This window comes from Breoghania sp. JC706 (assembly GCF_037026715.1).
Classification (GTDB): Bacteria; Pseudomonadota; Alphaproteobacteria; order Rhizobiales; family Stappiaceae; genus Breoghania.
Map to the genome: position 1 here is coordinate 251,834 of NZ_JBANCG010000002.1, position 17,449 is coordinate 269,282.

Genomic DNA, 17,449 nt, shown 5'->3' on the forward strand with positions numbered 1-17,449 from the left:
ACCTGAGGATAAGCCGCTACGCCAGAGCGCGGGACGCCGCCCCATCCCGGCTCCATCCCGGCCTGCCTCCCGCGCCCGCTCCTACTCGATCCCCTCCATGCACGCCCGGCGATTCATCGCCAGTCGGAAGCGTTCGTTGATGGCCTTCGGGCTGGCGAGGATCTGCCGTTCCGTTTCCGCGAACGCCGCCTCCACCCGTTCGGCCTCCGCCCGCGTCAGTGCGACGCGGCCGGCCATGTGGGTCGCCTCCGGCATCGCCTTCAGGATCGCCGGACGGTTCGGGTGAAGCTTCACCTCGATCAGGTCGAAGGCCTCCAGCTTGCCGTCGAGGCACACGGCGAGCCCGTGCACCTCCACCTTGCGTCCGTCCTCTGTCGTCTTGATCAGCGTCGCCATCTCGCGCTCTCCCGTGGTGCCAAAGGGGACGGCCGGTCGCTTAGACCGGCCGGTTCTCGTTGCGGTTGCGAACGGGCTCCATGATCTCAAGCCCCTTCTCGTAGCTGATCTCGGTGTAGCCGTTGGCAAAACCCTTCACCGCGTCCAGCACGAAATCGGTCTTGCCGGCCGTGTTGAGTTTCTTGATGTCGTTCTTATCGATGCCCATCAGCTCCAGCGTCTCCTTCCACACCGTCGATTCATCGCACGGCAGAACGTAGAAGGTGATGTCCCCGAAGGTCACCTTGTACTGGGCGCGCAGGTCGATGTTGTTGCAGAAGAACAGGTACGTGCCCTGCGGATCCAGCATGTCCGCCAGTACCTCCACCGCCGGCTTCAGGTACTCGAACGAGTGCAGGTAGCCGACCAGCACCGGCAGCTTCGCGCTGCTTGCCTCCGCGAAGGTGAGGACCTGCTCGATGGAGAAATCCGGCGGCCGTTTCTCGTCGGCCACCTGCTCCTGGAACTTGAGCGCGATGTCGCCGCGAAAGCCGAAGCGGCCGTCCTTGGTCGTCGGGCCCTTCAGCACCGCGTTGAAAAGGCGGCCTTCGCTTTCCAGCCGGGCCAGAGGTGTTTGCTCGATCGTTGTCATTGACGGGTCCTAACCAGAAAAAGCCCGCGTCCCGCGCGGCGCATCACGCCTTATGCAAAGGGTTTGCCGGTTTGCCGGTGCCATCGTCCGCTGGGTACACGCGGCCGGAAAAAGCGCCGGAAACCTGCCGAAAAGCATCGCCGTGTCGCCCTCATCCGGCCCGACGGAGCCGCGCCGTGCCGCCTGACGCGCCTGTCGCAAACCCGACAAGCGTCGCAAAGCCAACAGCCCGCGTGTGCCGGCAAATGGCGGGATTTCGCCGTTTCCCGCTGTGGCACGCGGCTTGCTGGATCTGGTCCAGGGAAAGACCCACGGAAAGCGATGACCCTTTGACAGCGATGGGAAGGCAGCGATGATCAATCTGACTGACAGCGCGCTCGACGCGGTTCGTACCGCAATCGCCGGTGCCAAGGAGCCCGTCGGCGGCTTGCGCATCATGGTCGAGACCGGCGGTTGCGCCGGCTACAAATACATGATGGGTCTCGTCAACGAGGCCGATCCGCAAGACACCGTCATCGAACGCGACGGGGTGAAGGTCTTCGTCGACACCACGTCCCACGAGCTTCTCGCCGGCACGACGATCGATTTCGTCGTCGCGCTGGAAGGCTCCGGTTTCACCTTCGACAATCCCAACGCCACGTCCAGCTGCTCGTGCGGCAAGTCCTTCGGCTGAGCCGAAAACCCTTCAGGAGCCCACGCCCATGCAGAGCCCGTTGGTCCAGATTTCGCAAATGACGTCCGAGGCGCCGCACGACGCCTCCGACGGGCGCGAGGCGGAACGCCTTGCCGTCATCAACCGCGTCCTCGACGAGGTCCGCCCCAATCTCCAGCGCGATGGCGGCGACTGCGTCCTCGTCAAGGTGGAGGGAAAGCGCGTTCTCGTGCGGCTTTCCGGGGCCTGTGTCATGTGCAAGCTCGCCTCGATGACGCTGGAGGGCATCCAGTCCCGCATGGTGGAGGAGCTGGGCGAGTTCGTCCGCCTCGTCCCCGTCATGGGCGGTGTTCCCGCCTGAGGAGGCCAACGCGCGGCGCGGCGCAAAGGCGAACCCGCGCAGCGCATAGGCCAGCCCGCGCGGCGCAAATGCCAGCCCGCGCAGCGCAAATGAAGGAGCATGAGATGATCCCGGTCTATCTCGACAACAACGCCACCACCCGCACCGATGAGGCGGTGGTGGAGGCGATGCTGCCCTTCTTCACCGGCCAGTTCGGCAACGCCTCCTCAAGCCATGCCTTCGGCAGCGAGGTCGCCGGAGCCGTGCGCACGGCACGGCGCCAGCTTCAGGCGCTGCTGGGGGCGGCCCACGACAGCGAGCTTGTGTTCACCTCCGGCGGTACGGAAGCCGACAACGCCGCGCTGTGGTCCGCGCTCGACGTCCAGCCCGGCCGCAACCGCATCGTCACGAGCGCGGTCGAGCATCCCGCCATCCTCGCCTGCGCCACCTGGCTGTCGCAGACCCGCGACGTCGAACTCGTCACCATCGGCGTCGATGGGTCCGGCCGGCTCGATATCGATGCCTACCGCGCCGCGCTCGGGCCGCAGACGGCGCTCGCCTCGGTTATGTGGGCGAACAACGAGACCGGCGTCCTCAATCCGGTCGAGGATCTCGCCCGCTACGCCCATGAGGCCGGCGCGCTCTTTCATACAGATGCGGTGCAGGCCGTGGGCAAGGTCGCGATCGATCTTTCGGCAAGCGAAATCGATATGTTGTCGCTGTCGGGACACAAGCTGCACGCGCCCAAGGGCATCGGTGCGCTCTATGTGAAAAAGGGCGTGAAATTCCGCCCGCTCCTTCGCGGCGGCCGGCAGGAGCGCGGGCGCCGTGCCGGCACGGAGAACGTCCCGGGCATCGTCGGCCTCGGCAAGGCGGCCGAGATCGCGGCCGAACGGCTGGGCGAGGAACAGACCCGCGTGCGCGCTCTTCGCGACCGCTTCGAGCACGGCATCGTCCGGCGGCTTGGGCAATGCTTCGTGCTGGGCGGCGAGGCGGACCGGCTCCCCAACACCTGCGACATCGCCTTCGATTGCCTCGATGCGGAGGCCATCCTCATGAAGCTCGAACAGGCTGGCATCGCCGCATCGTCCGGTTCGGCGTGCGCGTCCGGTTCCATGGAGCCTTCGCATGTGCTGCGCGCCATGGATGTGCCGGCCAGTGCGCTTCAGGGCGCCATCCGCTTCTCGCTCTCGCGCGACACGACCGCCGGCGAGATCGACCGGGTGCTTGATGCGCTTCCGCCGATCATCCTGCGCCTGCGCGCCATGTCGCCGCTCTGGCAGGACCGCCACGGCCAAGGCGCCGGGCCGGCCGAGCCCGCCGAGGCCCTCGTCGCTATGGCCGGGGAGTGACCGCCATGATCGTTGCCGAAAGCGAGGAAATCCACGGGCCGACGGCGGAGGCCGAAGCCTGGGTCAGCTTCTCGCAAGCCGGGATGCCCCCGGCTGACGCATCCGTGCCGGCGCGCGCCTCGCTGTGGTCGCCCTCGCTTTGGTCTCAGGTGCGCGAGGACGTATCTTGCGTCGCGGCGCGCGATCCCGCCGCCCGCAACGCGGTCGAGATCGTGCTCACCTATCCCGGCGTCCACGCCGTCATCTGGCACCGGCTCTCCAGCCGGCTGTGGCGCGGCGGCTTCCGCTTCTCCGCCCGCTTCCTGTCATGGGTCTCGCGCCTTCTCACCAATGTCGACATTCATCCCGGCGCCACCATCGGCCGCCGCTTCTTCATCGATCACGGCGCGGGCGTCGTCATCGGCGAAACGGCCGAGATCGGCGATGACGTCACCCTCTATCATGGCGTCACGCTCGGCGGCACCAGCTGGTCGGCCGGCAAGCGTCACCCGACGCTGGAAGACGGCGTGCTGGTCGGCGCCGGCGCCAAGATCCTCGGCGCCGTCACGGTGGGCGCCGGCTGCCGCATCGGCGCCAATTCGGTCGTGGTCGAGGACGTCGCCCCCAGCATGACGGTTGTCGGCATCCCCGGCAAGGTGGTCAAGGACTGGCGCGAACGGCGCGGTTTCGCCACGCGTGCGGATGGCCGCATCGACCTCGATCACCACCTCATCCCCGACCCGGTCGGCGATGTTCTGACCGTGCTGATCGACCGCATCGAATTCCTGGAGACCCGCGTCAACCACCTGCAAGGGCGGCTGAAGGCGGAGAAGGCAGCCATCCGGCACGACACCCGGCCGGACCGGTGAGAGGTTCGCTGAGGCCCCGGACCGCGCTCCCGGCCGTCAATTCGAAGGAGGTTCCCATGCCCGTTCTCGACGATCTGGCGCAGCTTTCCGCCGCCGAGGAGTTCTTCGCCTATCTCGGCGTTCCCTTCGAGCCGTCGGTGGTGCACGTCTCGCGCCTCCACATCCTGCGCCGCATGGGCCAGTACCTTGCGACCAGCGAGGAGGAGGGCGCCTTCGCCGAGCTTTCCGACGATGAGATCCGCGACCTCTGCCGCGCCCATCTGGAGACGGCCTACGACGATTTCGTCACCTCTTCGCCCATCGAGGAACGCCTCTTCAAGGTCCACCAGGACGCCGCTCGCCCGAAGCCCGAACCGAACCGGCCCTTCGTCGCGCTGTCCTCGATTACGGGGCCGGGCGGGGCTTCTTAGAGCGCTTTCCGTTCAGACGGAATCGTCTGAACGATAAGAAATCGCTCCAGATCAATACTTAGAGCGTATCCCGATCAGATTGGTTCAATCTGATCGGGATACGCTCTAGGCTTCGCGGGGTTCTGCGGCATCGACGGGATGGACCTCCGGCACGTAAGCCTTGCGTCTGTCGTCTCCATCCCGGGGAAGTGGAAGCTTGCTCTCGACACGCAAGAGCCGGCGAGTTTTTCGGCTCGATCTCTCACCGTCAATGCCGACTGCGACCGGCAATCCATGCCGTGATCCTTCGGTGCGGTGCGATGGCGCTCGCGCTCGTCATTTCAGCCTCCTTCCGCATGGATACATCCCGGCATGGATCCCTGTGTGTTGGGGAAGTGTCAGACTGGGTGCGGGCGGGAGGGCCTTGGATTCCAGGCCTGCGAGACCGTGCTCCGGTCTTGATCCCCGGATCAGCGTTCGGCTTGCGCCTCACTTGTCCGGAATGAGGAGGTCCGGATTGAGTTTCACGCCAACCACGCATCCCCTCATTCCGGGCTGTCCGCGCCGAAGGCACATGGCCAGCCGCAGGCGCTCCGCGCCGTCCTGCACTCAGAACTTCTTGATCGAGATCCTGTGCTTTTTCAGCGCGTAGCCGATCTGGCGGGGGGTGAGGTTGAGGATGCGGGCGGCCTTGGCCTGGACCCAGCCGGCGCGCTCCATCGCATCGATAAGTCGCTCGCGCTCGCTCATGCGCCCCTCCTCGCCATTGGCGAGGGAACAGGTGTCTGCCTCGGGACAGGCTGTCGGCGCACCCGGCGGAGACGAGCGCGGCTCGGGACGCACGGGCGGCGACAGTGCCGCGGCGCCGGGCCTTGAGACGATGTTGAAGGGCGTCGACGTTTCCACCGCGCCCTTCCACAAGGTGGAGGAGAGACAATCGTCGTTGCGGCAGGCGAAGTCCTCCGCGTCGATCGCTTCCTGGCGCGACAGTGTCGCGGTGCGGCGCACGCAGTTTTCAAGCTCGCGCACGTTGCCGGGAAAGAAGCAGCCCTCCAGCACGCCGCGCGCGGAATCGGTGAAGACCAGATGCGTGCCGTGCTCGCGGTTGAAGCGCTTGAGGAACTCGTTGGCGAGCGGGAAGACGTCCTCGCGCCGCTCGCGCAGGGCCGGCAGCAGGATGGTGATGACGTTGATGCGGTAGTAGAGATCGGCGCGGAATTCGCCCTTCGCCACCGCCTCCTCAAGATTCCTGTTGGTGGCGGCGACGAGGCGGACATCGACCTTGATGGTCTTCATGCCGCCGACACGCTCGAACTCGCCCTCCTGCAGAACGCGCAGCAGCTTGGCCTGAAAGGACGGCGAGATCTCGCCGATTTCATCCAGAAACAGTGTGCCGCCGTGGGCCAGTTCGAAGCGACCCTTTCGCTGGGTGACGGCGCCGGTGAACGCGCCCTTCTCGTGGCCGAAAAGTTCAGATTCCAGCACCGCCTCTGGCAACGCCGCGCAATTGACCTTGATGAACGGTCCCGTCTTGCGCTCCGACAGGTCATGTGTGGCGCGGGCGAACAGTTCCTTGCCGGTGCCGCTTTCGCCGCGCAGCAGAACGGTGGAATTGGAGCGGGCGACGACCTCGATCTTTTCCAGAACCGCGTGGATGGCGTCGCTCTCGCCGACGATGCCGCCGGCGCCGCCAACCGTGGAGGCGCCGTTGCCCGCCTTGCGCTGGCGCGTCGGCGCGGCGGTTTCCGACAGTTCCTTTTCCAGCCGCCGCTGCTCGCCCATCAGACGCCGGCGATCGCGGTTGATGACATCGTGGAGGCGCACCGTCTGGCCGACGAGATTGGCGATCATCGCCAGGAACTGGACATCCTCGTCGTAGCGGAAACGGGTCTGGCCATCGGAGATGCGGTCGATGGTAAGCGTGCCGACGACCTTGTCGCGCTCCTTGATCGGCACGCCGATGAAGGACACGCATCGCCCCCGGGCGCGATGCTCGGCGGCGAGCCAGTCCTCGAAGAGCGGATCGCGGGCGACGTTCTCCACCACCACAGGCATGCGGGTCGCCACGATCTGGCCGATGGCGAGCTGGGGCAGCAATTCGAAATGCCGTTTGGCGCTGCTCTCGCTCCAGCCGGAGCCGACGACGATGCCCGGCTCGCCGTTCTCGTCGAGAAGCGCGATCAGGCCATGCGACATTTCCAGGAAGTTCGCCAGCAGCGTCAGGACATTGGACAGCGTCGTCTCCAGCCGCGCGGGGATCGCGAGAACCTTGGAGATCTCGTACATGCCGTGCAGGGCGACTTCCGCGCGCGTGGTGAAAAGGCCGGCCTGCTTGACGGCCTTGCGCGGTTCCGGTCTCACATCATTGGCCATGGCACCAAAACTTCCGACGACAGGCGCCTCCCCAGACGGCCCGTTCGGGCAACAGGGGCCTGGCCTTGCGGCTTTGCGCCGGCTTGCGCGGCCAGGTCCCGAAGACGCGTGCGCCTACCCGAACTTGTAGAGGACGCCGAAGCCGCCGCGCGGGTAGTTCCATTCGATGTCGCCGGTCTTGGCGGTCACGATGCGGCAGGTGCCGCATTCCATGCAGCCGTCGGCGGTGATCTCCACCTGGCCGCGCTCGTTCAACTCGTAGCAGCCGGCCGGGCACAGATGGGTCATCGACAAAAGCGCCTTGGAGGGCGTCTCGTGCGGCAGCACCTTGATGTGGGGCCTGCCGGCATCGACCAGATAACGGTTCTGGTAGAGCTTCTCCTCGACGCGCATTTCCTTGTCCTGCGGTACGTAGCTCATCGCCATGCCCTCGCGAGTTTGAATGCATCACCGACCAGACCGAGCACGCTCCGGCTTCTGCGGAACGAACCGACGATCTGCTTTTCCTTGGACCACTTGTCCGTGCCATCAACCCGGAACCACGCCTGCGCGGCATCGGAGAAGAGCTTCGGATAGAGCGTGAAGACGTGCTTGTTGGCTTCCAGGAAGTGCGGGATCTTCCGATACTTCTTCAGGTCCTTCATGACGAAGGTCTCTTCCAGCCGCTTGCGGTATTCGGCGAGATTGGCCTTCGACATCTCGTCCCGGCGCCGGTTGAGCCAGACGATCGTCTCGCCGGCGATGCGGCCCGTGGTCATCGCCATGTTGGAGCCTTCGCGATGGACGGCGTTGACGAACTGGCCGGCGTCGCCGACGACCAGCCAGCCGTCGCCGTAAAGCTCCGGAATGGCGTTGTAGCCGCCCTCGGGGATGAGGTGGGAGGCGTATTCCTTGCACTCGGAACCTTCCAGAAGCGGCTTGATGCTCGGGTGGTTCTTGAAGGCTTCCAGAAGACCGTAAGGGGTCGTCTCGCTTTCGGCGAAGTCCGACACGATGCAGCCGATGCCGACGGAGATGGATTCCTGGTTGGTATAGAGGAAGCCCGTTCCGGTCATGCCGTCGGTGATGGTGCCCATCGCCTCGATGACGACGCCCTCGTCGCCCTTGAGGTTGAAGCGGGCCTCGATCACCTCGCGCGGCAGGAAGTGCATTTCCTTCACCGCCAGCGCGACATTCTCCGGCGCCACTTCCGGCCGCAGGCCGGAGCGCTGGCCGACGAGGCCGTTGACGCCTTCGGCCAAGACCACGACATCGGCGAAGACCTTGCCGGCGTTGCGGTCGGTGCGCACGCCGGTGACCTTGCCGCTGGCATCGCGCAGAAGCTCGGTCACCGTCGTCTCGCACAGGAGCGTGGCACCTGCCTCGCGCACCTTGCGGGAGAACCACTTGTCGAACTGCGCGCGGATGATGGTGTAGCGGTTCGGCTTTTCCTCGTTGAAGTCGTCGGAGCGGTAATGCATGCCGACATGCGAGGCATCGCCCATGGTCCACATGCGCTGCTCGATGACGTGGCGCTCCAGCGGCGCGTCATCGCGGAAATCGGGGATGATCTCCTCCAGCGACTTCGCGTAGAGGATCGCGCCCTGGACATTCTTGGAGCCGGGATATTCGCCGCGCTCCAGTTGCAGGACGTTCAGGCCCTGCTTGGCCATGGTGTAGGCGGCGGCGTTGCCCGAAGGTCCGGCGCCGACAACGATCGCATCGAAATGGACGTCACTCATGTGAGCCTCCTTGAGCCTGCCCCGTCAACCGGCCATCCGATTGACCGAAAGATGCTTGCGGAACGCTTCCGTCAGCGCCGGCAGCAGTTGCACCGCGTCACCGATGACCGCGAGGTGGGCGAAATCCATGATCGGCGCATTGGGATCCGTGTTGATGGCGACGATCAGGTCGGAACCTTCCACGCCCACGCGATGCTGTATGGCGCCGGAGATGCCGGCGGCGATGTAGAGCCGTGGCCGGATGGTCTTGCCGGTCTGGCCGATCTGGCGGTCGGACGGGATCCAGCCTTTCTGGACCAGCGGACGCGAGCCGCCATATTCGGCGCCGAGCACCGCGGCGAGGTTCTTCACCAGCTGGAAGTTTTCGGCGGAACGCAGGCCCAGTCCGCCGGCGACGACGATGTCGGCGTATGGCAACTGCGCCTTGTCGGTGTCGCGGTCGGCGACGAATTTCAGCACCTTGGTGATGACGTCGTCCTCGGCGAGCCCCAGCGGGTGGGAAACGACGCGGCCGGTGCGGCCCGGCTGTATTTCCGGCGCGGACATGACGCGCGGACGGACCGTCGCCATCTGCGGGCGGAAGTTCAGCGTGAAGATGGTGCACAAGAGCGAGCCGCCGAAGGTCGGGCGGGTCGCGGCGAGCGAGCCTTCGTCGTCGATGGCAAGCTCGGTGCAGTCGGCGGTGAGGCCGGTGAGCAACGTGGTCGCCACCGAACCTGCGAGATCGCGACCGAGGTTCGTCGCACCCAGCAGCAGGATTTCCGGCTGGTAGGTGTTGACGAGATCGGTCAGCGCCTTGGTGTAGGGCTCGTTGCGATAGTGCGTCAGAACCGGATCGACGACGGTGTAGACGACATCCGCGCCATTCTCGAAGGTGGCCTGGACCGCCTCCGCGATCGCCTCATCGGAGCCGCCCATGACGACGCCGGCAAGTTCCACGCCGCGCTTGTCGGCGAGCTTGCGACCCTCGCCGAGCAGCTCGAACGAAACGGGATGGACGACGCCATGCTCGACCTCGACGGCGACCCAGACGTGCTTGTAGGCCTTGAAGTGTTCCGGCAGCTCTTTCTTGGTGCCGCCGCGTCCGGCTCCGGCTGCGGGAGCGGGCTTGTTGGGAGCCTCAGCCATGACCGACCTCCTGATCGAACTGGGTGGCTGCGAAGTGCAGCAAATCGGTTTCGAGATCAGGCTTGCGCTCAAACAGCGCGCCCATGAGGGAACGCGCGATCTCGTCGGGGGAAAGATCCGTGGTGTCGATGGCCTCAGCCTTTTCCGAGCGCGGCTGCGGCGAGAAGATCTTCTTCACGATGGTCGGCGAGCCGCGCAGGCCGCATCTGGTGAGATCCTCGATGCCGGCGTCCGCCGCGCTCCAGGTGACGATTTCGGCCCTCGCGGCGCGCAACGCGTCCTCCAGCGTGCCTCGGCGCATCTCGTTGGAGCCCTCCAGCATGGTGATCAGCGCCGGCAGCCTTGTGGAGAGCACCTGCAGCCCGCCTTCCGCGCGCCGTTCCACCGTGATGGAGCCGGTTTCCGGATCGAGCTCGCTGATGCGCGAGATGTAGGTGAGCTGGTTGAGCTTCAGCCGCTTGGCGATGCCGGGGCCGACCTGGGCGGTATCGCCGTCGATGGTCTGCTTGCCGGTGAAGACGATGGTCGGCTCGCCGAATTCCTCGCCGATCTTCTTCAGTGCCGAGGCGAGCGCGAAGGAGGTTGCCAGCGTATCGGAGCCGGCAAAGAAGCGATCGGTCAGGAGCACCGCACGGTCGGCGCCGAAGGTCAGGGCCTTGCGCAGGCTGTCCTCGGCCATGGGCGGGCCCATGGTGAGAACCGTGACCTCGCCGCCATGTCTGTCGCGCAACCGCAACGCCTCCTCCAGCGCGAAGAGGTCATAGGGGTTGATGATCGTCGGCACGCCCTGGCGCATGATGGTGTTGGTCACCGGATGCACACGGATCTGGGCGCTGTCGGGAACCTGTTTCACACAAACGACAATGTGCATCGGATCTCACCTGCCCTTTGGAGCCAAACGGAAAATCGCGGCTTTCGGTTATCCTTCGGCAAGTCCCGTGCCAGATGCGGGAAGGGCGGAATTGTGCCGTTTTCCCGAATGCGACCCGACATCCGTGTCAGACGAAAAACAACGTCGCTGTCGGCTTGTCGACAAAGTGCGGGCGGGACGCTTGGCCACAAGGGGCAGGAGGAGTGGCGTGTCGATACGCCCCGGTGGCGCTCCTCCAATGGGTAGCCCAATTGTCCCCCTGAACTCCCCCATCCTCCCGGGCTCCGACCCGGCAACTGTATTGTTCGACAGTTTCAGGCGTAGCCGCTCCACATCCTCTTACTCTTTGCGACAGACAATGTTTGAAGTCCGACATTGCCGTCGGCCTCCCGGGCCTGCTTTCTGCGGCAATTGCCCGAGAGGTAGGCTTTCCGCAAAATTCGCGTAACATAATGATTTCATGAAGTAATTAACCACCAGATCTCACCTTCCGTACGCTCTGTTTTCCCCATGGCACGCCCCTTGCTCCCCCCTCTCCTCGAGAGCAGCCCCGGGGCTGCGTCGTCGCCGGAAAAGTCCGGCTTGCGCCAAGGCAGGAACTCAGGAGCGAAGTCATGGCCTACAAGATCGTTGTCTCGCAGTGCACCGTCTGCAGCATGTGCGAGTTCGAGTGTCCCAATGCCGCCATTTCGATGAAGGGCGACACCTACGTGATCGATCCGAAGAAGTGTACCGAGTGCGAGGGGATCTTCGATGCTCCGAAATGCGATGAGGTCTGCCCGGTGCCGGGCACCTGCGTCCCCGCGTGAGCATTCCCTCAAGCACCAGGAGCCGCTTGCCATGAAGATCATGATCCGCCGCTCCCCGGAGGTCGGCCTTTCCGTCTACGTGCCCAAGAAGGATCTTGAGGAACCTGTCGTGGAGATGGAGCGCGAGACGTTGTGGGGCGGCTGGATCCGCATCGCCAACGGCTGGGTGCTGGAGCTTCCCGAAATGGCCGAGGACACGCGCCTTCCCATCACGGTGGAGGCGCGCAAGCGGCCCGAAACGGTCTGAGGCGCGCGGAAATGGCCTGAGGCGGCCAGCGGGACAAGCCAGCTACAGGAGAGACGGGACATGGGTGCACTTCTGGCGGACGCCAGCGAACTGGATTTCGCCGATGCGCGGCAGACGCTGGCCTCTCTTTGCGAAGGGCTCGCCGGCGGGCGTATCGTTCCCTATCTCGGCCCCGAGCTTCTGAGCCGCGACAATCCCGAAATTCCGACCACCCCGGAGGCGCTCGCCGCGTTCTTCCAGTCGAAGGTGGCGCTTCCGGCGCGTGCGCGCGGCAACGCCTGGGCCGCCGCCCAGTACATCGAGAGCACGCGCCACCGCGCCACCGTCACCGCGCTGATGGCGGAAGCCTTCGCGACGCCGGCCCTGCCCGCGCCGCTCCATCGCCTCTTCGCCGCGCTCGACCTGCCGCTCATCGTCGACGGCTGGTACGACGGCGCCATGCGCACGGCGCTGGAGGCGCGCGAGGACTGGGGCGAGATCCAGGGCATCACGCGCGCCGGCATCGGCGAGGACCGGTGGTTCCGCTTCTACGATGCGGCGGGCGAGGAAACGGCCCGCGATGCGGCGGCGGGGTGGAAGACCATCCTCTACAAGCCGCATGGCGGCATCACGCCGGCGAAGAACTTCCTGATTTCCGATGCCGACTATGTCGAGGTCCTGACCGAGATCGACATCCAGACGCCGATCCCCGACATCGTCAGGGATCTGCGCACCGACCGGGGCTTCCTGTTCCTCGGTTGCCGCTTCCACGACCAGCTCCTGCGCACCTACGCCCGCCAGATCATCAAGCGCTCGTCCGGCCCGCACGTCGCGGTCGTCGACCCGGCCGCCTCGCTCACCCGCAACGAGGTCCGCTTCCTCGTCGCCGAAGGCATCACCCCCGTCTCCGCGCCGCTCGACGAGGTGTGCGACATGCTGATGGAGACGGCCTGACGGACCGGGCAACTGTCCCTCTCTCCACGGCGCGGCTCCGGTCGGGCCGTGTGTCCCGGGTCAGTCCCCAAGACCCTCTCCCCGTCATTGCCGGTCGGAGCCGGCAATGACGGGGAGAGTGGGGGAGCCCGGCCCGATACCTTTTCCGCGCCGGACACTCGGGCCGGACACTCGGGCCGGACACTCGGGAATGACGCGGCCAACATCTGACGATCTTCCCCGTCGCCATCGCGCCAAACCCAACATTCGATGTTTGCAAGGTGACAGATGTCGGCAAGGAGACAATCCGACACGTCAAGCCCAGTCAATTGAAAAGCAACACGAATATCCAATGCATCCGCTCTGGCACGGGCTTTGCTGAACCTCTTTTAGAACGGTTACAACTCCGATGAACGCCGATGGCGAACAGTGAGGGACGGACGATGGATACACCGGTCGAGCACGAAGCCACCCATGTCGAGAGCACCGTCGATATGGACGCGGTCATGCAGCAGATGGCGGAGCACAAGGGCTGCGGCACCTCTGGCGGAAATTCCAAGCCGAGTTGCGGCTCGTCCGCCGGGCAGGGCGACATGCCGCCGGAAATCTGGGAGAAGGTGAAGAACCATCCCTGCTATTCCGAGGAGGCGCACCACCACTACGCCCGCATGCACGTCGCCGTCGCGCCCGCCTGCAACATCCAGTGCAACTACTGCAACCGCAAGTACGATTGCGCCAACGAGTCCCGTCCGGGCGTGGTGTCGGAACGCCTGACGCCGGAACAGGCGGCGAAGAAGGTCGTCGCGGTCGCCTCCACCATCCCGCAGATGACCGTGCTCGGCATCGCCGGCCCCGGCGATCCGCTGGCCAATCCGGCGAAGACCTTCAAGACCTTCGAGCTGATCTCCCAGACCGCGCCGGACATCAAGCTCTGCCTGTCGACGAACGGCCTGACGCTGCCCGACCACATCGACGAGATCGCCAAATACAATGTCGATCACGTCACGATCACCATCAACATGGTGGACCCGGAGGTGGGCGCGCAGATCTATCCGTGGATCTTCTACAAGCACAAGCGCTACACCGGCGTTGAAGCCGCGAAGATCCTGTCGGAGCGTCAGCTCCAGGGGCTCGAAATGCTCACCGAGCGCGGCATCCTGTGCAAGATCAACTCGGTCATGATCCCCGGCATCAACGACCATCACCTTGTCGAGGTGAACAAGGCGGTCAAATCCCGCGGTGCCTTCCTGCACAACATCATGCCGCTCATCTCCGCGCCCGAGCACGGCACGGTCTTCGGCCTCAACGGCCAGCGCGGACCGTCCGCGCAGGAACTGAAGGCCCTGCAGGACAATTGCGAGGGCGAGATGAACATGATGCGCCACTGCCGCCAGTGCCGCGCCGATGCGGTCGGGCTGCTCGGCGAGGACCGCTCGGCCGAGTTCACTACGGACAAGATCATGGAAATGGAGGTCGATTACGACCTTTCCACCCGCCAGGCCTATCAGGCCAAGGTGGAGGAGGAGCGTCAGGCCAAGGTTGCCGCGCGTCAGGAAGAGCTTGAGACGCTCGCCGGTCAGACGAGCGACATCAAGGTCCTGGTCGCGGTCGCCACCAAGGGGTCGGGCCTCATCAACGAGCACTTCGGCCACGCCAAGGAATTCCAGATCTACGAGCTGTCGACGGCGGGCGCCAAGTTCGTCGGCCACCGCCGCGTCGATCTCTACTGCCAGGGCGGCTTCGGCGACGAGGATGCGCTGGAAACCGTCATCCGCGCCATCAACGACTGCCACGCGGTGTTCGTCGCCAAGATCGGCGGCTGTCCGAAGGCGGACCTGAAGGCGCAAGGCATCGATCCGGTCGACGCCTACGCCCACGAATACATCGAGAAGTCGGCCATCGCCTGGTTCAGGGATTATCTCGGCAAGGTCGCTTCCGGCGAGATCGTGCACGTCGTCCATGGCGACGCGGAGATCCGTCAAGGCGCGCTGATCTCGGTCGCCTGAAGGCGGCCGGGACGGCTTCAGGCAGCAATCTTCGGAGTGTGACCCATGGCCTACAAGATCGTCGCGTCCCAATGCACCAATTGCACGGCCTGCGAAGCGGAGTGCCCCAACGAGGCGATCTCGGAAGGCGGCGGCACCTTCGTCATCGACCCGGCCAAGTGCACCGAATGCATCGGCCATTTCGACAGCCCGCAATGCGTGGCGGTCTGCCCGGTCGATGACACCTGCGTCCTCGACCCCGCGCATCCCCGCTACAGGCAGGCATCCTGAGGAGAATTTCATGGCATTCGAGATCACACGCAGCGCGGCGCGCTTCATGCGCATGATGGTGATGGCCGATGGCGGCCCCGAAAGCGGCTTCCGCCTCGCCGTCACCCCCGGCGGCTGCTCCGGGCTTTCGTCCGAAATCACGGTGACGGACACGCCCGAGCCCGGCGACGCGGTGGTGGAGCAGAGCGGCGTGAAGCTCTTCCTGCCGGCCGAGAGCCGCATCCTGCTCGACGGCGTCACCATCGATTTCAACGACACCGCGGCCTCCACCGGGCTCGTCTTCATGAACGCGAAGTCGAGCTGTGGCTGTTCGTGAGGGGGAGGGCCTGAGAGCCAACGTCTGGCACCCCTCTCCCCCCTTGCGGGGGAGATGTCACCCGCAGGGTGACAAAGGGGGGCAAGGCGGCAGGTTCGGAGCAAGCGGCTCCACCCCGCTTCTGTCGGCTGACGCCGACATCTCCCCCATAAGGGGGGAGAGGGGAACAAGGCGCCAGTTCACGGAAAACGACATCGGGCGAAGGAGAGGACAAAGATGAAGACGGCGACGGCGGCAGTTCGCAATGATGCAGGCGCATCGGCTGTGACGCCCGACGCCCTCATGCCCGACGCCCTTATATCTGGCGCCCTGCTGACCGATACCATCCTCGGCCATGGCCTGCCGGCCGCCGCCGAGCATCACCTCACCCAAGCCGGCCTTTGCTGGCATGACGAGCCGAAGGCCGAGGCGCATCTCGCTCAGGCGCTCCTCATCGCACCCGACCACGCCGCCGTGCTCATCGGCCTCTACCGCTACTATTTCTACAAGCGTCGCCTTCCCGACGCGCTCGATATCGCCGAGCTCTGCCTCGTGAAGGCGTGTCGCGACAACGGTTTCCCGGAAGACTGGCGGCAGGTGACCTCGGCCGATGCCGCTTTCGGCCGCTACGAGGAGATCCTGCCGCGCTTTTTCCTCCTCACGCTCAAGGGCTACGCCTACCTGAGCATGCGCCTCGGCCAGCTCAATGCTGGCCGCGAGGCGATTGACAAGCTTCTCGAACTCGATCCCGACGACCGGATCGGCGCCCGCGTGTTGCTCGACGTGGCAAACCGTGTGGGGGTCGATGATGACGATGACTGACCCCCACAAGGAAGCCATCGACTGGCGCGGCAACGCGGTTGCCTGCGAGGGCTGCGACTACCTCGCCCTCAACCGCGAAGGCCGGTGCGAGATCCGCCGCGCCTGCGTCCAGGACCGCTATGCGCGCCGCATCGACCGCTTCTTCGAGTGGAACCCGGAATTCGCCAACGACAACCTCGCCCATCCCCATTTCGAGGTCCGGGCCATCGCCGCGCGCTTTGCGGACATCTTCCGCCTGCCGCCGCTCCTTTGCGACGAGGACGAGACCGTACGCTGGAACGCCGCCCGCCGCCTGCCGGTGCGCTCCATTCTCACCCTTCGCACCGATCCCCACCGCGAGGTCCGCATCCGCATCGCGACCCGGCTGGAGGACGTCGATCTCGCGCCGATGATCCACGATGCCGACTACTACGTCCGCCTCACCGTGGCGTGGCGCCTCACGCCCGAGCGGCTTTCGCCGATGATGCGGGATCCGGACGCGGAGGTGCGTCGCCTCGTCGCCGGTCGCATTCCCGAGAACTGGCTCTCCGGCATGATGGACGATCCCGAACCCATCGTGCGCCTTGCCGTCGCCGAACGCCTGCCGCCGGAGCTTCTCGCCCGCATGGCGGGTGATGACGATTGGCGCATCCGCCACGAGGTCGCCCGCCGCGCCCCCGCGTCTCGGATCGCGTCTCTTGCCGATGACCCCGACGATCTGGTCCGCGCCGCCGCCCGCGAACGGCTTGGCCCCTCCGCCGCTTCCCCTTTCCTCTCGGAGTGTTCGACATGAGCAACGTCGTCCGCGATAGCGACGTGGTGGAACTCGCCGGTCCCCCCGTCTTCGAATACGGCGAAAAGGTCCGCGCGCGGCGCATGGTTCGCAACGACGGGACCTATGCCGGCAAGGATATCGGCGAGATCCTGGTGAAGAAGGGCGAGGAGGGCTACGTCGTCTCCATCGGCACCTTCCTCCAGCAATTCTACATCTACGGCGTCGAATTCATCGAAAGCGGCAACCGCGTCGGCATGAAGCGCAAGGAACTCGATCCCGTCGACGTCTTCGAGGACGACGACGAGGAGCTCGTCGAAACCGTGCCGGAGGACCGCTCATGAGCGAGATCACGAAACCACCCCTGTCGGCCCTGCCCCGCGAGCCGCGCCTGCCGAAGTTCGATCGCGGCCAGCGCGTCACCGCCGCCGTCGATCTCGTCAACGACGGCTCCTATCCCGACATGCCGGAGAACGCGCTGCTGGTCGATGGCGGCACGGAGGGCGAGATCGTCCAGGTCGGCATGCACACGGAAAGCAATACGCCGGTCTACATGGTCGAATTCTCCGAGACCCGCGTCGTCGGGTGCCTGGAGGAAGAGATCGCACCGGCCTGAACGGTCACATCCGAACCGAA

At 65.4% G+C, this 17,449-nt stretch carries 22 protein-coding genes; 15 read left to right on the forward strand and 7 right to left on the reverse strand.

Annotation, left to right across the window (positions count from 1 at the left end; translation table 11 throughout):
- Nucleotides 1–81: 81 nt before the first annotated feature.
- Nucleotides 82–396, reverse strand: a complete 315-nt coding sequence (locus tag V2L18_RS04285; protein WP_336176576.1) for a hypothetical protein — start codon at nt 394–396, stop codon at nt 82–84.
- 40 nt (nt 397–436) lie between these two features.
- The gene (locus V2L18_RS04290; RefSeq protein ID WP_336176577.1) at nt 437–1,027 is read right to left on the reverse strand and encodes a hypothetical protein; all 591 of its coding nucleotides are present in this window, start codon (nt 1,025–1,027) and stop codon (nt 437–439) included.
- Nucleotides 1,028–1,379: 352 nt separating this feature from the next.
- Between V2L18_RS04290 and V2L18_RS04295 the strand changes: the two genes are divergently transcribed.
- The 5 genes from V2L18_RS04295 to nifW all read left to right on the forward strand — a co-directional run bounded on the left by V2L18_RS04295 (nt 1,380) and on the right by nifW (nt 4,629).
- Complete coding sequence (locus V2L18_RS04295; protein WP_336176578.1) at nt 1,380–1,700, forward strand: iron-sulfur cluster assembly accessory protein; 321 nt, start codon at nt 1,380–1,382, stop codon at nt 1,698–1,700.
- Between the two features lie 28 nt (nt 1,701–1,728).
- Nucleotides 1,729–2,040, forward strand: coding sequence for a NifU family protein (locus V2L18_RS04300; RefSeq protein ID WP_336176579.1), 312 nt, complete (start codon nt 1,729–1,731; stop codon nt 2,038–2,040).
- Between the two features lie 104 nt (nt 2,041–2,144).
- Nucleotides 2,145–3,371, forward strand: a complete 1,227-nt coding sequence (gene nifS / locus V2L18_RS04305) for a cysteine desulfurase NifS (RefSeq protein ID WP_336176580.1) — start codon at nt 2,145–2,147, stop codon at nt 3,369–3,371.
- An 83-nt stretch (nt 3,372–3,454) separates the two neighbouring features.
- Nucleotides 3,455–4,219 (forward strand): serine O-acetyltransferase, encoded by a 765-nt coding sequence (cysE, locus tag V2L18_RS04310; RefSeq protein ID WP_336177000.1) that lies wholly within the window; start codon nt 3,455–3,457, stop codon nt 4,217–4,219.
- A 56-nt stretch (nt 4,220–4,275) separates the two neighbouring features.
- Nucleotides 4,276–4,629 (forward strand): nitrogenase stabilizing/protective protein NifW, encoded by a 354-nt coding sequence (gene nifW / locus V2L18_RS04315; RefSeq protein ID WP_336176581.1) that lies wholly within the window; start codon nt 4,276–4,278, stop codon nt 4,627–4,629.
- A 588-nt stretch (nt 4,630–5,217) separates the two neighbouring features.
- Here the strand turns inward: nifW and nifA are convergent.
- From nifA to V2L18_RS04340, 5 genes are all read right to left on the reverse strand, one after another.
- Nucleotides 5,218–6,981 carry a nif-specific transcriptional activator NifA gene (gene nifA / locus V2L18_RS04320; RefSeq protein ID WP_336176582.1) on the reverse strand — a complete coding sequence of 588 codons (1,764 nt, stop codon included), beginning with the start codon at nt 6,979–6,981 and terminating at the stop codon, nt 5,218–5,220.
- A 114-nt stretch (nt 6,982–7,095) separates the two neighbouring features.
- Entirely contained in the window at nt 7,096–7,401 is a 306-nt protein-coding gene (locus V2L18_RS04325; protein WP_336176583.1) for a ferredoxin family protein, read from the reverse strand.
- Nucleotides 7,398–8,702, reverse strand: coding sequence for an FAD-dependent monooxygenase (locus tag V2L18_RS04330; protein WP_336176584.1), 1,305 nt, complete (start codon nt 8,700–8,702; stop codon nt 7,398–7,400). The genes V2L18_RS04325 and V2L18_RS04330 overlap by 4 nt, the downstream gene beginning before the upstream one ends.
- Before the next feature lie 24 nt (nt 8,703–8,726).
- On the reverse strand, nt 8,727–9,830 hold the full coding sequence (locus V2L18_RS04335) for an electron transfer flavoprotein subunit alpha/FixB family protein (RefSeq protein WP_336176585.1): 1,104 nt from the start codon (nt 9,828–9,830) through the stop codon (nt 8,727–8,729).
- A complete protein-coding gene (locus V2L18_RS04340) occupies nt 9,823–10,701 on the reverse strand; it encodes an electron transfer flavoprotein subunit beta/FixA family protein (protein WP_336176586.1) in 879 nt (292 codons plus the stop codon). The genes V2L18_RS04335 and V2L18_RS04340 overlap by 8 nt, the downstream gene beginning before the upstream one ends.
- A 614-nt stretch (nt 10,702–11,315) precedes the next feature.
- Here V2L18_RS04340 and V2L18_RS04345 point away from each other — a divergent pair.
- The 10 genes from V2L18_RS04345 (at nt 11,316) to V2L18_RS04390 (ending at nt 17,429) form a co-directional block, all read left to right on the forward strand.
- Nucleotides 11,316–11,510, forward strand: a complete 195-nt coding sequence (locus V2L18_RS04345) for a ferredoxin (RefSeq protein ID WP_336176587.1) — start codon at nt 11,316–11,318, stop codon at nt 11,508–11,510.
- Between the two features lie 31 nt (nt 11,511–11,541).
- Nucleotides 11,542–11,757, forward strand: a complete 216-nt coding sequence (gene nifT / locus V2L18_RS04350; RefSeq protein WP_336176588.1) for a putative nitrogen fixation protein NifT — start codon at nt 11,542–11,544, stop codon at nt 11,755–11,757.
- Between the two features lie 60 nt (nt 11,758–11,817).
- Nucleotides 11,818–12,690 carry an SIR2 family protein gene (locus V2L18_RS04355; protein ID WP_336176589.1) on the forward strand — a complete coding sequence of 291 codons (873 nt, stop codon included), beginning with the start codon at nt 11,818–11,820 and terminating at the stop codon, nt 12,688–12,690.
- Between the two features lie 422 nt (nt 12,691–13,112).
- A complete protein-coding gene (nifB, locus tag V2L18_RS04360; RefSeq protein ID WP_336176590.1) occupies nt 13,113–14,675 on the forward strand; it encodes a nitrogenase cofactor biosynthesis protein NifB in 1,563 nt (520 codons plus the stop codon).
- Between the two features lie 45 nt (nt 14,676–14,720).
- Nucleotides 14,721–14,945 carry a YfhL family 4Fe-4S dicluster ferredoxin gene (locus tag V2L18_RS04365; RefSeq protein ID WP_336176591.1) on the forward strand — a complete coding sequence of 75 codons (225 nt, stop codon included), beginning with the start codon at nt 14,721–14,723 and terminating at the stop codon, nt 14,943–14,945.
- 10 nt (nt 14,946–14,955) lie between these two features.
- Nucleotides 14,956–15,261: an iron-sulfur cluster assembly accessory protein gene (locus V2L18_RS04370; protein WP_336176592.1), complete on the forward strand. Its 306-nt coding sequence runs from the start codon at nt 14,956–14,958 to the stop codon at nt 15,259–15,261.
- 282 nt (nt 15,262–15,543) lie between these two features.
- Nucleotides 15,544–16,062, forward strand: coding sequence for a hypothetical protein (locus V2L18_RS04375; protein WP_336177002.1), 519 nt, complete (start codon nt 15,544–15,546; stop codon nt 16,060–16,062).
- Nucleotides 16,055–16,834, forward strand: coding sequence for a 4Fe4S-binding leucine-rich repeat protein (locus V2L18_RS04380; RefSeq protein WP_336176593.1), 780 nt, complete (start codon nt 16,055–16,057; stop codon nt 16,832–16,834). Before V2L18_RS04375 ends, V2L18_RS04380 begins: the two co-directional genes overlap by 8 nt.
- The gene (locus V2L18_RS04385) at nt 16,831–17,157 is read left to right on the forward strand and encodes a nitrogen fixation protein NifZ (protein WP_336176594.1); all 327 of its coding nucleotides are present in this window, start codon (nt 16,831–16,833) and stop codon (nt 17,155–17,157) included. Before V2L18_RS04380 ends, V2L18_RS04385 begins: the two co-directional genes overlap by 4 nt.
- Nucleotides 17,154–17,429: a nitrogen fixation protein NifZ gene (locus V2L18_RS04390; RefSeq protein ID WP_336176595.1), complete on the forward strand. Its 276-nt coding sequence runs from the start codon at nt 17,154–17,156 to the stop codon at nt 17,427–17,429. Before V2L18_RS04385 ends, V2L18_RS04390 begins: the two co-directional genes overlap by 4 nt.
- The last annotated feature ends 20 nt before the right edge of the window (nt 17,430–17,449 follow it).